A 13277-nucleotide genomic window follows, 5' to 3' on the forward strand; every position below is an offset into this window, starting at 1 on the left:
AATAATGTTGATAAAACTTATTACACAATAGTACTCGAGTAAGCGTATCTATCACGTTGATTTCCGTTTCAGACCCGAAAAGCGGAAAGATGAAGTGCAATCTTTCCCTGAAGTGCGGAAAGATAAAGTTCGATCTTTCCCTGACGCATTCCGGAGGGCATGCGGTGGACCAACCCGCTGTTGTTTCACCTGACCCGCTGTCCTCCCGGAGTCGCCGTCTTTCACTTCAATCAACTAGGAGTGTGCTATAGTTTTTTGTTCCACTATATAAAAACCAACAGCCTGGAATTCAAATTGTCCAGCGCAGAAGCGACAAGTGTGAGCCGAAGTAGTAAGATCGACAGCGGTTTTCTGACGAGCTTACTACGGGAGGCCATCACCGAGCGACGCAGCGACATTTTCAAACCCTCCACTCGACGATAAGTGTAAAAATTCTTGATCTACTATCAACAGAGTTATTTGACATAGCCTATTCGTTCGAAAGTGGTGAAATTTTGCGTTGTGGGAGCAAAGTGAGTCGTTGCGGGAGCAACTTGAGTCGATACGGGAATAACTTACTCGTTGCGGGAATAAACCTTAGCGTTACGGGAGCAAACCTAAGCGTTACGAGAACAACGCAAAAATTGCCAACAAAAAAATCGCTCCATCCTCAAAAAAGGACGGAACGACTTTTATTCGTATGTATAATAGCTTCCAAACGAGCGAACTTTACAATTTAACGCCGCTAGCTCTTCCATTGCACCTTTCATCATTGGATGCTCTTCCGATTCCTTCACATCTATGATGAAATAGTAATTCCCTAATCCAGTTTTCAGTGGCCGTGATTCAATTTTACTTAAATTGAGCCTGCGCCATGCAAAAACAGAGAGAACTTGATGAAGCACACCTGAGCGGTCGTCTTCTGGTAATTTAACCATTAGCTTTGTCTTCCGTTCGGTTGAGTGACCTTCTTTTTCCAAATCACCTTTTCGAAGGGAAAGAACGACAAACCGTGTATGGTTATAATGAAAATCATGAATTTTTTCTTCAGCAATATGTAAATCGTATTTTTCAGCAGCAAGCAAATTTCCAATCGCCGCAATCTTTTCATCGGGATTTTCTGAAATATACTTTGCAGCCGCCGCAGTCGAAGTTGTTTGCTTAAGCGGAACTCTTCTAAAACGGTACATTAAATACTTATGACATTGCGCTAACGCATGCGGATGAGAGTGAACGGACTCAATTTCATCGATAAAATCCTTTTGCTTTTTATTCACCATTAAGTGCTGATCGATCGGTATGGAAACTTCGGCATTGATGAACAGATTTTTTTCTTGAAACATATAATCGATGGTGAGTGGAACCGAACCTTCAAGTGCATTTTCAATCGGTATAACGGCGTATGCTACATGACCTGCCGTTACTGCTTCGATGCAATCTGGAATTGTAGGCTTTGGCAACAAGCCCTCTGAACCAAATATTAAATCCGTCGCAATGTGCGTAAAAGTTGCTTCAGGTCCTAAATAGGCAACGGTCGGTGTATATTTTTTGTCTTTCAACGATGAATCCCCCTTTTATATTAGAGCGCTCCGGAACTGATAAGAGAAACCGAATCCACAAAGTCAGGTGATTTTAGCCTTTGTAGAAATGCCTCCATTTTTATTGGCATTTCCGTCACATCAAGGGATAACGTAATATTCGCTCTCGCTTGGACTGGAATGGTTTGATGAATCGTCAACACGTTACACTTTGCTTCCGAGACGATTCTGAGTAATGTCGCAAGCGACCCTTTCCGATCTTCAAGTTGAATGAAAATCGTAAGAATTCGCTCGCGAGCAATGGACTCAAAGGGGAAGACAGAATCACGATATTTATAAAAAGCACTGCGAGACAATCCGACTCGTTTCGCAGCTTCTTGAATCGTCATTTCCTCGCCGCTTGCCAATAACTGCTTGGCTTCTAAGGTCTTTTGCATTGATTCAGTAAGAACGTCTTCTCGAACGAGATAAAAACGACCTTCCCCTAATTGTTTCATGAAAACTCCCCCTTACCACAGACATATCTATTTATTATTCGAGGAATTCAAATTCGAATCCTAGTAGACGAACTGTATCTCCATCTTTTGCACCGCGTTCACGAAGAGCATCATCAATGCCCATTCCACGCATTTGACGAGAGAATTTACGAACAGAATCATCAAAGTTGAAATCTGTCATTTTAAACAGACGCTCAATTGTATAACCCGTTAACATAAACGCGCCATCATCATCACGGCTAATCTTAAAGTCGACGTCGTCTCCATCATATTTGTAGAGAACTGAATTTTGTTCATCCAATTCAACAGTATTTAGAGGGAATTCAGAAGTAACTTCGAGTAAATCTGCTACTGCGAATAGAAGCTTATCAAGACCTTGTCTTGTTAGGGCCGAGATTGGGAAAATAAGTGCATTCTCATCCGCTAATTTCTCTTTGAAAATTTCAAGGTTTTCTTCAGCTTCAGGCATGTCCATCTTATTCGCAACAATAATTTGTGGACGTTCCATTAATCGTAAGTTGTATTGCTCTAATTCTTGATTGATTGTTAAATAGTCTTCGTAAGGATCGCGCCCTTCCATCCCAGACATATCAATTACGTGGATAATAACGCGTGTACGCTCGATATGACGCAAGAACTGATGACCGAGCCCAATTCCTTCATGAGCACCTTCAATGAGCCCTGGAAGGTCTGCAAGTGCAAATCCGCGACCATCTTCAATCTCTACCATACCGAGATTTGGAACAAGCGTCGTGAAGTGATAGTCCGCAATTTTAGGTTTTGCTGCAGAAACAACAGATAGTAACGTCGATTTTCCAACGCTTGGGAATCCGACAAGACCCGCATCTGCTAGAACTTTCAATTCAAGAATGACTTCGCGCTCAACACCAGGTTCGCCCATTTCTGATAATTCAGGAGCTGGGTTTTGAGGAGTAACGAAGCGGCTATTTCCACGCCCTCCACGTCCTGCTTTTGCGATGATGGCAGTTTGACCATGCTCAACTAGATCGGCAATGATATGACCGTCTAGTGCATCTGTAACTACCGTACCCGGTGGCACACTAACAACCATATCCGGCGCGTTTTTTCCATGCATGTTTTTACTTAATCCATGTTCCCCGCGGGGTGCTTTAAAATGACGTTGGTAACGAAAATCCATTAGTGTACGAAGGCCTTCATCTACTTTAAATACGACATCCGCACCTTTACCACCATCTCCACCAGCTGGACCGCCATATGCGATATACTTCTCTCGACGAAACGCAACCATCCCGTCTCCACCGTCTCCACCTTTAACAAAAATCTTTACATGATCGACAAACATTTATTTTCCTCCTAATTTCCACGTATCGTGAGCTTCCATTTATTCTCCAAAATCGTTTCTTCTACGATAAAATTAACGTCTGCTTCAGGCAATTGCTTTCTACCGTTCAATCCACCGTTAATCGTTATCTCTATGCACCATTCATTTTGCGAACCAAACACTTCAAAATGCGCTTCATATTCAGTTAGCGGATCAATACTATCTTCTAAATCGCTAAATACAGCATCTAGATAGCATGCCAGTATTCGGTCATCCGCTTTTCGATTTCCAGAACTTACTGTACATAAGACGGTCGTTTCAAAGGTAGAATACACCCAACTGAACGTAGCAATCCATTGTTCTGTTGCAGGTAAACCTAATTGGCTTAGCTTGGACAACTGCCCCATTTTATAGGTCGTCCGTTGAATTGTCTCTTTTGCTTTAGACGGTTCTCCAAGATCGATATACATTAATATAAGTTGCAAATCGTTTAAATAATCATGGTGCGAAAATTTCAATGCTTCAAGTACTTTCAACTCTCGTTTTATCAATCGATTCACCCTACCTTTTTACCTTAGATCAGAAAAAGTTGGCCATACAACCGCTACCGTGTGTAGTGGTGAACTTTTTATCTTCGTTTGGCAGGCGTTTAAACACCTGCCAAACGAAGATAAATACAGTATAGCATTTTTAGTACTTTTTACGCTAAACAAAAATCTAAGTGACTAGTATCCGGAAAGTGAGATGAATCAATTAAAAAAGCGGGCTGCACTTAACATGCAGTCCGCCTTGTCTATGTTTACGCTTCTTTAACTTCAGTGTAAACGCTGACTTTCTTTCTATTACGGCCGAGACGCTCAAAGCGCACGACGCCATCGATTTTCGCATAAAGTGTATCATCGCTTCCACGACCAACGTTTTCACCTGGGTGAATTTTCGTTCCGCGTTGACGGTAAAGGATTGATCCGCCTGAAACAAATTGTCCATCAGAACGTTTTGCGCCAAGACGTTTTGAGTGTGAGTCACGACCATTTCGAGTCGATCCAACTCCCTTTTTCGATGCGAAAAACTGGAGATCCAAACGTAGCATATGTGCCACCTCCTACTTTTTGAAGATGATTTTTATATATTGCCCATAATCTTGTTCAATCGTCTGTAAAGAAACAATCATTGCTTGTACAATCAACTGTGTATCGTGATCGTCATCTTTAGATTTTGGAAAGGTGACCTTTAAGTATCCACCGTCTGATCCTTGTTGGATGTTGGGTGTCTTCCCTGTAAGTGAGATAATTGCATTGACTGCACCAAAAGATACCGCCGATGCACCCGCACATACTAAGTCTTTCCCATGTTCTGCAGAATTTGCATGACCCGACATCTCAAATGAATGGATGCGGCCTGAAGGTTCTTTAATCACACTAATTTTTATCATGTCGACCTTACAGACTAATGCCGTCGATAACGACTTTAGTAAATGGCTGACGATGACCTAGTTTTCTGTGGTAATTCTTTCTGCGTTTATACTTGTAAACCGTAATTTTTTTAGCACGGCCCTGCTGAACAACTTTCGCTGTTACAGTAGCACCTTCCACGAATGGAGCGCCTACTTTTACGTCGTCTCCACCTACGAATAGCACTTTGTCGAAAGTGACAACCTCATCAACTTCATTTGCTAGTTTTTCGATATAAACTTCCTGGCCTTTTTCAACTTTAATTTGTTTTCCACCAGTTTCAATAATTGCGTACATACTTGCACCTCCTCATAAACTCAGACTCGCCTTAAAAGGTGATCCAAGTGGATACTTAAACCTTTTCAGTGCGGTTGTAGCACAGGTGCGCTACAAACAATAACATTTGAATATTACCATATATATTTAACTCCGTCAACTGATTCTTTTCAAATCAAGGAACGCTTTTTCATACTTTCTGAATCGATACGCTGCGATATTTTGAATGAGCAGGAAAAGCGCTAGCAATGCATAGGGGATTGTTTTCGGAAGTTGGAAGGCTAATACAATAAAAGAGGTTGAGAGAACCAGCATTGAATAGAAAAGCATAGCAAAACGAGTGTCGTGCTCTTTCCCCTTTGTTTCAAGTAACGCCACCAATGCCTGTCCACCGTCAAGAGGCAGGATAGGTAAACAATTCAGGAGTAAGAGCGCCACTTGAATGCGGATAAATACATCGTCTCCAGGAAATGAAATAAGAAGTCCGAGTACGAGCAGTAAAAGTGTCGCTAAGGGTCCTCCAAGCGCGACAATCAAACGATCTTTTTTGGGTGCAAGGAGACGTCCCGGAATAACCAATTCGCCTCCGTATGGCATAATGGTGCATGACCTCACCCGCATGCCTGTCGCTTTTGCAGCGATGAGGTGACCCGCTTCATGAAGGAGTAGCGAAACGAAGATTAGAGCATATACGGAGAACCCACCCGTAACCATTAAATATAAAAACACAGGAATCAGGACGGGATGCAAACGAAACTTCATTTATTCCACCGTTCCAGAAAGATATGCCGGCAACATAGACGAATCCAATTTAACACCATCTTGTTTGACCATTAGAAAAATAGCGTTTTCGTCCATTAAAGCGAGCGTGTCCCCTTTTTTGACAGTTGTATACGGCAACTTGGAAAACATTCCAACAAATCCGTAGGTTACCTCATCTCCATTGTCATAAAGCACCGTTACCGTCTTGCCTGTTAAACTTGTATACCCGGTAAAAATGATGAGTCCATTCCCTTGTGCATTGATTGCTAAAGGATTTGTATACGAAATTAAAACACCGTCCTGGTAAGGTTGCATCGTTTCATAACCAGAAAGAACGGCATCTTCTTGGCCAGCCGTTACCATTATTTTTTGCGCTTCAGGGTCTTCCATTAACGAAGCAACCCACTTTTTCATCACTAAAAAGTCTTCTCCAGTTGATACAAACTGTGTAACTGGCTTGTCAATTACACCCATCGACTCTAATTTTGCGACACCGATTACTAGTAGTGTTAAAATTACTGCCACAATCCACTTCGTCCGCCATTTCACCCAGCTCCACCACCCGTTTTTTTTAGTATATGTAGGATGAGAGAGAATTAGTATAGACAAAGTATTCGTGGTTTAAACCAAAAGTCTTCATTTGCAATTTTGTTGAATATTAACTTGTAAATGAACTCTCTTAATAATGGAGAAGGTGTGAAAATATCGCTTCGGCGCTTGGTGATGGCCTCCCGTAGGAAGACCGTCAGAAGTTCACTGTCGGTCTTCCTACTTCGGCTCACACTTGTCGCTTCTTCGCTGGACTGTTGGGATTCAAGGTTAGTGGAACAAGAGATTTTTGTACACACCTAGTTAATTGAAGTGGAAGACGGCGACTTCGGGCCAGTAATGGAAATCAACAATATTATTATGTAACATAGCCAAAATAAAAAACCCCTGAAAGCGCTGAATTTACGCTTCAGGAGTTTCAAAGTTGTTATTTAGCAAAGACGGATTTTATTTTAGCGAAGAATCCAGGCTTTCCTACGTCTAACGACATAAGCGGGACAGACTCCCCAAGAATTCTACGAGAAATGTTTCGGTAACCGATAGCAGCCGGGTTTGTTGGATCCATTACCACTGGCTCACCTTTATTCGATGAAGAAATTACGTTTTCATCATCAAGAACAATTCCTAATAAATCAATAGATAAATGCGAAGTAATTTCGTTGATATCAAGTGCATCGCCTGAATTAGCGAGGCGACGTCGAATACGGTTAATAATCAATTTAGGCGGTTCAATATCCTCTTGCTCAAGCAAGCCGATAATTCGATCTGCATCGCGAACTGCCGAGATTTCTGGCGTTGTCACAACAATACCACGGTCGGCTCCAGCAACCGCATTTTTAAATCCTTGTTCAATTCCAGCAGGGCAATCTATTAATACATAATCATAGTCTCGCTTTAAATCCGTAATAAGCGTTTTCATCTGTTCGCCATTGATTGCGTTTTTGTCGGTCGTCTGCGCCGCTGGCAATAAAAATAGGCGATCTTCAAAACGTTTATCTTTTACGAGTGCCTGATGGACTTTACATCTACCTTCGATTACATCAACAAGATCATAGATGATACGGTTTTCAAGGCCCAATATAACGTCGAGATTACGTAAACCTATATCTGTATCTACAAGACATACCTTCTTACCTTGAAGGGCCAATGCAGTTCCAAGATTTGCGGTTGTTGTTGTTTTACCAACCCCACCTTTTCCAGATGTTATTACAATTGCTTCTCCCACATTAGCTTCCTCCTTTGAATGCTGACAACTCCGGACGTAAAATCCGAAGCTCTTGCAACCGATCAATTGCAATAAAACCATTTGTATGCAAATAAGCACATTCCATTTCAGGGTGTTCCGATAATATCGTCAGCTCATCCGTCATCAACTCTATTTTATCAGCGATCATCAAATGCGTAGCTTCAAGCCAAGATGCAGCAATAACAGCTTCTGTATTCCCATTTGCTCCGGCATGGGCAATTCCTTTTAATCTGCCAAGAATAAAAATATTTCCACCTGCAATGACTCGCCCATTGGGATTTACATCTCCAATTATGACAAGATCCCCATTTGCTCTGATCACCTGACCTGAACGAACTATTCCTACAAATGTTTCTGATTGGCCTTCAACAACGCGTCGGTTGCATTCTTCCATCGAAACAACATCACTCTGAATCTTTGAAACTCGTAGATTCGGTGATTGGTGAATTGTATTCATTATTTCTTTCAAATCTTCCTCGCTACAAAAACGATTGCCGGTATGTACTTGCACTTCAGATATTCCTTCTAAGCCGTCCTTCGCAACTTTCTCGCGAAGTTCAACTAGTAGATCTGAATAAGCGCATTTATCATTTAGCCGAAGGACAAGTCCATCTTTTGTCCCTTTAATCATCACATTTTGCTGCTTCGTCATTGGCGTCACCCCGCATTCCATTCACTTACACCGCCGTTTTCTCTAGCTTCAGCACACGTTTGTAAATTAGTACTTTGAAAAACCAACCAAATACTACAACAAATAATGAATTCGCAATCATCGTTGGAATAAGTCTACCAGATATAAACTCATCTGTATCGATGGTGGTCAATGATATTAAACTAGCAAAACCATAGGATAGAACTTCTAATAGAGCAACAAGAACTAATGATAGGAACATCACAGTCGCAATATGAATGTACACTCGCCGAAAAATCATCGCTGCAATCAAACAAATTAACGGATAAAGAAACGCATATAATCCAATAATATCAATGTAGAACATATCATACAAGAGCCCAATCACGATTCCGTAAACGATTGCAGCTTTATTATTGTAATAGGCGACTAAAAATATTAGAAAAACGATGACAAAACGAGGGACGAGCGTGTATAGTGTACCGGCTATCTCAACCGGCGAAAAGAGACTAAATATCGGTTCTAGGAAGAATAAAACGATTACAATAAGAGGGATGATAGATCTGATCATGATCCATCCTCCCCCTCGATAGTTTCCGTCCCATTTCCATCGGTCCCGTCTACTAACGTTGAACTCCGTTTTGCAACAATCACATGGTCAAGCAATGAAAAGCTTGCGGCTGGACGAATATTAGCAACTTTCGTCAAACCGTAGTCAGCCGTTGATACTTCCGTCACTTCTCCAATGTAAAGTCCTTCCGGAAAAATCCCACCTAGTCCAGAGGAATTCACCTTTTGACCAATTTCCACTTCAGAAGTCGAATCGACTAACTTCATTATCAGTTCGCCACGTGTACGATCATATCCTTCAACCATCCCATAAGCTGAATTCTCACCAAGAATCATTGCAGATACGCGCAATTCTCGATTTTCTGTTGAAAGTAACTCAACCGTAGAACCAAAAGGTGTTACGAGTACCACTTTTCCGATTAAACCATATGCCGTTAAAACCGCCATATTGACCTCAATCCCGTGAATTGCACCTTTATCGATAATAATTCTTTTCTCCCATTGGTCTGGGTTTCTAGCAATAACCGTCGCATGGATTGGTTCGTATGATCGAAGATCTTGCTCTTTACCTATTATATCACGTAATCGGTCGTTTTCAGAACGAATATCTAGCAACTCAGCCTGACTCGATGCATATTCAGTCAAACGTTCTTTTAAAACTTTGTTCTCTTCATATGTATTCAGTATCCCTTCGACGTTGCCAATAACATCTTTTATGTAATGCGCCGGCTTCGAAACAAGTGATTGTCCGAAACCGACGACGTCCTTCACAATTTGTTCTGGAAGCGAGGCAGTATGCCGTTCTTTAAGGGTGAATGAAATTAAAGCTACGAGGACGATGACGCCCACAAGCAGTAAAATCAGTCGTTTATTTGAAAAAAATCGCGGCATTGCCCTTATCCTCCCTCAATCTTATCTAGTCTGCATTTTTTTAATGATTTCGAAATTATCTAAAGCTTTTCCCGTACCAATTGCGACACAATCAAGTGGATCGTCTGCAATGAATACCGGCATATTTGTTTCATCTGAAATTACTTTATCCAAATTATTCAATAATGCACCGCCGCCTGTAAGGACGATTCCGCGTTCCATTACGTCAGCAGATAATTCTGGTGGTGTAGTTTCGAGTGTTTTCTTAACGCCATCAATAATTTGTGCAATGGATTCGCGAAGTGCACCCGCAATTTCTTCAGAAGTAATTTCAAGTGTTTTTGGTAAACCTGTTAATAGGTCACGACCACGAATTTCCATCTTTTCAGCTGTACCAATTACTTTTGCTGAGCCAATTTCAATTTTAATTGCTTCTGCAGTACGCTCACCGATTGTTAAATTATATGTTTTACGAATATAAGATGTAATTGCTGCATCCATCGTATCGCCACCAACACGAATTGATTCGCTTGTAACGATTCCGCCTAGTGAAATAACTGCAACTTCAGTCGTTCCGCCACCTATATCGACGACCATACTTCCAGTAGGTTCCCAAACTGGTAAATTAGCGCCGATTGCTGCTGCAAATGGCTCTTCAATCGTAAATGCTTCTTTTGCTCCTGCTTGTTTCGATGCGTCTGTTACCGCACGTTGCTCGACAGAAGTAATGCCATAAGGTACGCAAATCATGACGTTAGGCTTCTTCCATGAGCCGCCAGACGCTTTCATTGCTTCTTTCATATAGTGTTCAATCATTGCCGTTGTAATTTCAAAATCTGCAATCACTCCGTCTTTCATCGGGCGTGTTGCTACAATCGAACCTGGTGTACGACCAATCATATTTCTTGCAGCACTACCGACTGCAACAATTTCACCTGTATGTGTATTCTTTGCTACTACTGAAGGTTCACGTAGAACAATGCCTTTTCCTTTAATAAAAACCAATGTATTTGCTGTGCCGAGGTCAATCCCGACATCTTTAGATCCAAATCCAAACAAATGTGTTCTTCCTTTCTTCCTTACCGCTTAATTACGGTGTTCATCAACGCATACAACACAGTATAGCGGATTACAGAAGAAAATTACAGTGTCACATGTACCGTTTCCTAAAATGAGTACATAAGCAGACAATTTGACCTACATATATCCCTTTTCTTTCAGGCTTATGAATTTATGATTGCCAATAATTACATGGTCGATCACTTCAATTCCCATGACCGACCCAGCTTCCATTAATCTTTTCGTAACTTCAATGTCTTCTGGTGATGGTGCGGGATTGCCGCTGGGATGGTTATGTGCGCAAATGAGTGAGGCGGCGGAACGTTTGACGGCTTCGCGGAAAATGTCGCGTGGGTGGACGATTGATGAATTGAGGGAGCCAATAAAAATGGTTTGTTTATGAAGTACTTCATTTTTTACATTGAGAAACAACACTACAAAATGTTCTTGATTTAAAGAACTCATATCTGTCATTAAATAAGCAGCCGCATCTTCTGGTGATCGTATTGTGTAACGACCTTCAGAATGTTTTTGATAAATGCGTTTACCAATTTCGGCGGCGGCGAGTAATTGAACGGCCTTTGCTTCACCGACACCTTTCACAGTCATAAATTCCTCAATGGTCGCATCTTTCAAATCTTGTATTTTATCGAACGTAGAAAGAATTCGATTGGCGAGAACTAGGACAGATTCCTGTCTAGTCCCCGTTCGAAGTAAGATTGCAATCAGTTCCTGATTCGATAAACTGCTTGCACCTTGTCTAATGAGGCGTTCTCGTGGCCTGTCCGCAATATGCACATCTCGAATCATCATTTTATGTTGGAGATCACTCGTCACTTGTCGGACCCTCTCCTTCCAACAAAAGAATCCCAAGATGTCGCAAATGCCTTGTTAATTCCGCAAGCGGAAGCCCCATCACTGCGTAATAGTCCCCTTGAATTCCTTCAACAAGCAGTGCGCCTCCCGATTGAATGCCGTAAACTCCTGCTTTGTCTAATGGATCCCCGGAAGCAACATACGCGTCAATCAGAGCATCATCGAGTGTGTAAAATGTAACGCTTGTCTCAATCGAAAATACGTGCATTCCACCCTCAGAACGTACCGCTACACTCGTAATAACAGAATGTGTACGACCCGATAATTCCCTTAAGAAACGTTTTGCCTCGGCTTCGTTTTTAGGCTTCGGAAAAACTCTGTCTTTAAAGACAACAATTGTGTCTGCGCCGATAACGACCGCTTCCGGATACTTCTTTGCAACAGCCGATGCTTTAGAAATCGCAAGACTTTGCGCATAGTCGATAAAACTTAAATCACTTGTAAATTTGTCCTCAGGCATATCACTAACAACTACTTCAAATGGCACGCCAAGTGTACTAAATAATTCTTTCCTGCGCGGTGAACCTGATGCAAGAACAATCGTTTGTTGCGTAGTAAATTTCATACCAATTCCCCCTTCCTCCCTATCTTAACGTAAATTTCAGAAGGCGAAAATTGTCTTGATTAAGCAATAATTAAAACTGCCCCCGATTTGATAGTCAAAACGTAATAGTGGCACATGGTTGCGCAACCGTATAATGCGCTAAAAGATGCAATCGAACTAGTCTCATATCCTTGGTAAACGTAGTGATAGCAGTCATATTTTTATCAAACTCCGATGGTTCTTCGCCTTCTTTTTTCGTATCCGAAATATTTATTTTGGACACATCTGTCATCGACAGCACTTCTTGAAGACTTGCAGCTCCAACTGTCTGACAAGCAGCTGCATCGACAACGAGTCGCTTCCGAAACGTTTCCTCAGATTCGCTGTCCATGATTTCCTCTTCCGTTGTCCCAATCGAAGACCATACATAATACTGGCCTGCCCCTTTCACTACAGCAGCAGAAGCTAAAGAAGGATCCTCATTCATAAAAGCTTGCGCGGACTCAGAGGACGAAAAAACACCATGCTGCCTCGCGAAAAACTCGATCGATTTCCCTACAGGTAAAGCGGGTTTTTCTACGTCAACAGGCGCTGGTCCTGTAATTGGAATTTCCACATCGTCTGGCTTCGGTTCTGCGTTCGGCTTCTTTCCATCCGATCCAATTAGAATGATTCCTATAATTACCACGCCGGCAATCCCAATAAGGACGCCGTGTAGCATAGCCATGATTACTGTTGATCTTGCATATCGTTTACCAAATTTCATTCTCGACCACCCCGTTTTAATTTTATTCAGTACAATACTCCCACTTCCATACATGGCGAGATAACTGCAATCTTAATCAATAGCTGAATAGTGGAACTCAGACTAAAAACGCCGCGTCCTGCGGCAAAGTCTGAGTGATCAACATCCTGTTGACCCAAAGCCTCCGGCGGATGTCATAGATTTTGGGGCCTACAGGAAGTAGGTCATGCAGTCGTTGCGACAGGACGTCGCGAACTTAGACTGCCTTCCTTGCTCAATTCAAAATCTAGACACAATCACGCCGAGGCGTGATTGATTTAACCGTAGCAGAATTAGAATGAAAAAAAGCAAGACGCTTGTCGTCTTGCTTGAAAAATTTAT

Annotated in this window: 17 protein-coding genes and 1 other annotated feature; all 17 genes read right to left on the minus strand. The window is 41.9% G+C overall.

What is annotated here, in order from left to right; all coding sequences use genetic code 11:
- Nucleotides 1-671: 671 nt before the first annotated feature.
- Nucleotides 672-1538, minus strand: coding sequence for a prephenate dehydratase (gene pheA / locus ACXYMX_RS05265; RefSeq protein WP_459043194.1), 867 nt, complete (start codon nt 1536-1538; stop codon nt 672-674).
- A gap of 20 nt (nt 1539-1558) precedes the next feature.
- The gene (locus ACXYMX_RS05270) at nt 1559-2014 is read right to left on the minus strand and encodes an ACT domain-containing protein (protein WP_459043195.1); all 456 of its coding nucleotides are present in this window, start codon (nt 2012-2014) and stop codon (nt 1559-1561) included.
- Between the two features lie 34 nt (nt 2015-2048).
- Nucleotides 2049-3338: a GTPase ObgE gene (gene obgE, locus ACXYMX_RS05275; protein ID WP_459043196.1), complete on the minus strand. Its 1290-nt coding sequence runs from the start codon at nt 3336-3338 to the stop codon at nt 2049-2051.
- 11 nt (nt 3339-3349) lie between these two features.
- On the minus strand, nt 3350-3868 hold the full coding sequence (locus ACXYMX_RS05280; protein ID WP_459043197.1) for a Spo0B domain-containing protein: 519 nt from the start codon (nt 3866-3868) through the stop codon (nt 3350-3352).
- Between the two features lie 248 nt (nt 3869-4116).
- On the minus strand, nt 4117-4407 hold the full coding sequence (gene rpmA, locus ACXYMX_RS05285) for a 50S ribosomal protein L27 (protein ID WP_459043198.1): 291 nt from the start codon (nt 4405-4407) through the stop codon (nt 4117-4119).
- Between the two features lie 12 nt (nt 4408-4419).
- Nucleotides 4420-4749, minus strand: coding sequence for a ribosomal-processing cysteine protease Prp (locus ACXYMX_RS05290; protein ID WP_459043199.1), 330 nt, complete (start codon nt 4747-4749; stop codon nt 4420-4422).
- Nucleotides 4750-4756: 7 nt separating this feature from the next.
- On the minus strand, nt 4757-5065 hold the full coding sequence (gene rplU, locus ACXYMX_RS05295; RefSeq protein ID WP_459043200.1) for a 50S ribosomal protein L21: 309 nt from the start codon (nt 5063-5065) through the stop codon (nt 4757-4759).
- A 12-nt stretch (nt 5066-5077) separates the two neighbouring features.
- Nucleotides 5078-5151 (minus strand) — a sequence feature (ribosomal protein L21 leader region).
- A 49-nt stretch (nt 5152-5200) separates the two neighbouring features.
- The gene (locus ACXYMX_RS05300; RefSeq protein WP_459043201.1) at nt 5201-5806 is read right to left on the minus strand and encodes a site-2 protease family protein; all 606 of its coding nucleotides are present in this window, start codon (nt 5804-5806) and stop codon (nt 5201-5203) included.
- Nucleotides 5807-6355: a hypothetical protein gene (locus ACXYMX_RS05305; RefSeq protein WP_459043202.1), complete on the minus strand. Its 549-nt coding sequence runs from the start codon at nt 6353-6355 to the stop codon at nt 5807-5809.
- A gap of 427 nt (nt 6356-6782) precedes the next feature.
- Nucleotides 6783-7580 carry a septum site-determining protein MinD gene (gene minD / locus ACXYMX_RS05310; RefSeq protein WP_459043203.1) on the minus strand — a complete coding sequence of 266 codons (798 nt, stop codon included), beginning with the start codon at nt 7578-7580 and terminating at the stop codon, nt 6783-6785.
- Nucleotide 7581: 1 nt separating this feature from the next.
- A complete protein-coding gene (gene minC, locus ACXYMX_RS05315; RefSeq protein WP_459043204.1) occupies nt 7582-8253 on the minus strand; it encodes a septum site-determining protein MinC in 672 nt (223 codons plus the stop codon).
- Between the two features lie 25 nt (nt 8254-8278).
- The gene (gene mreD / locus ACXYMX_RS05320; protein ID WP_459043205.1) at nt 8279-8803 is read right to left on the minus strand and encodes a rod shape-determining protein MreD; all 525 of its coding nucleotides are present in this window, start codon (nt 8801-8803) and stop codon (nt 8279-8281) included.
- A complete protein-coding gene (mreC, locus tag ACXYMX_RS05325; protein ID WP_459043206.1) occupies nt 8800-9693 on the minus strand; it encodes a rod shape-determining protein MreC in 894 nt (297 codons plus the stop codon). Before mreC ends, mreD begins: the two co-directional genes overlap by 4 nt.
- Nucleotides 9694-9714: 21 nt before the next feature.
- Nucleotides 9715-10731, minus strand: a complete 1017-nt coding sequence (locus tag ACXYMX_RS05330; protein WP_459043207.1) for a rod shape-determining protein — start codon at nt 10729-10731, stop codon at nt 9715-9717.
- A 138-nt stretch (nt 10732-10869) separates the two neighbouring features.
- The gene (gene radC / locus ACXYMX_RS05335; protein WP_459043317.1) at nt 10870-11544 is read right to left on the minus strand and encodes a RadC family protein; all 675 of its coding nucleotides are present in this window, start codon (nt 11542-11544) and stop codon (nt 10870-10872) included.
- Between the two features lie 13 nt (nt 11545-11557).
- A complete protein-coding gene (locus ACXYMX_RS05340) occupies nt 11558-12172 on the minus strand; it encodes a Maf family protein (RefSeq protein WP_459043208.1) in 615 nt (204 codons plus the stop codon).
- 94 nt (nt 12173-12266) lie between these two features.
- Nucleotides 12267-12917, minus strand: coding sequence for a hypothetical protein (locus ACXYMX_RS05345; protein WP_459043209.1), 651 nt, complete (start codon nt 12915-12917; stop codon nt 12267-12269).
- Between the last annotated feature and the right edge of the window lie 360 nt (nt 12918-13277).

It is taken from the genome of Sporosarcina sp. CAU 1771, assembly GCF_054482775.1.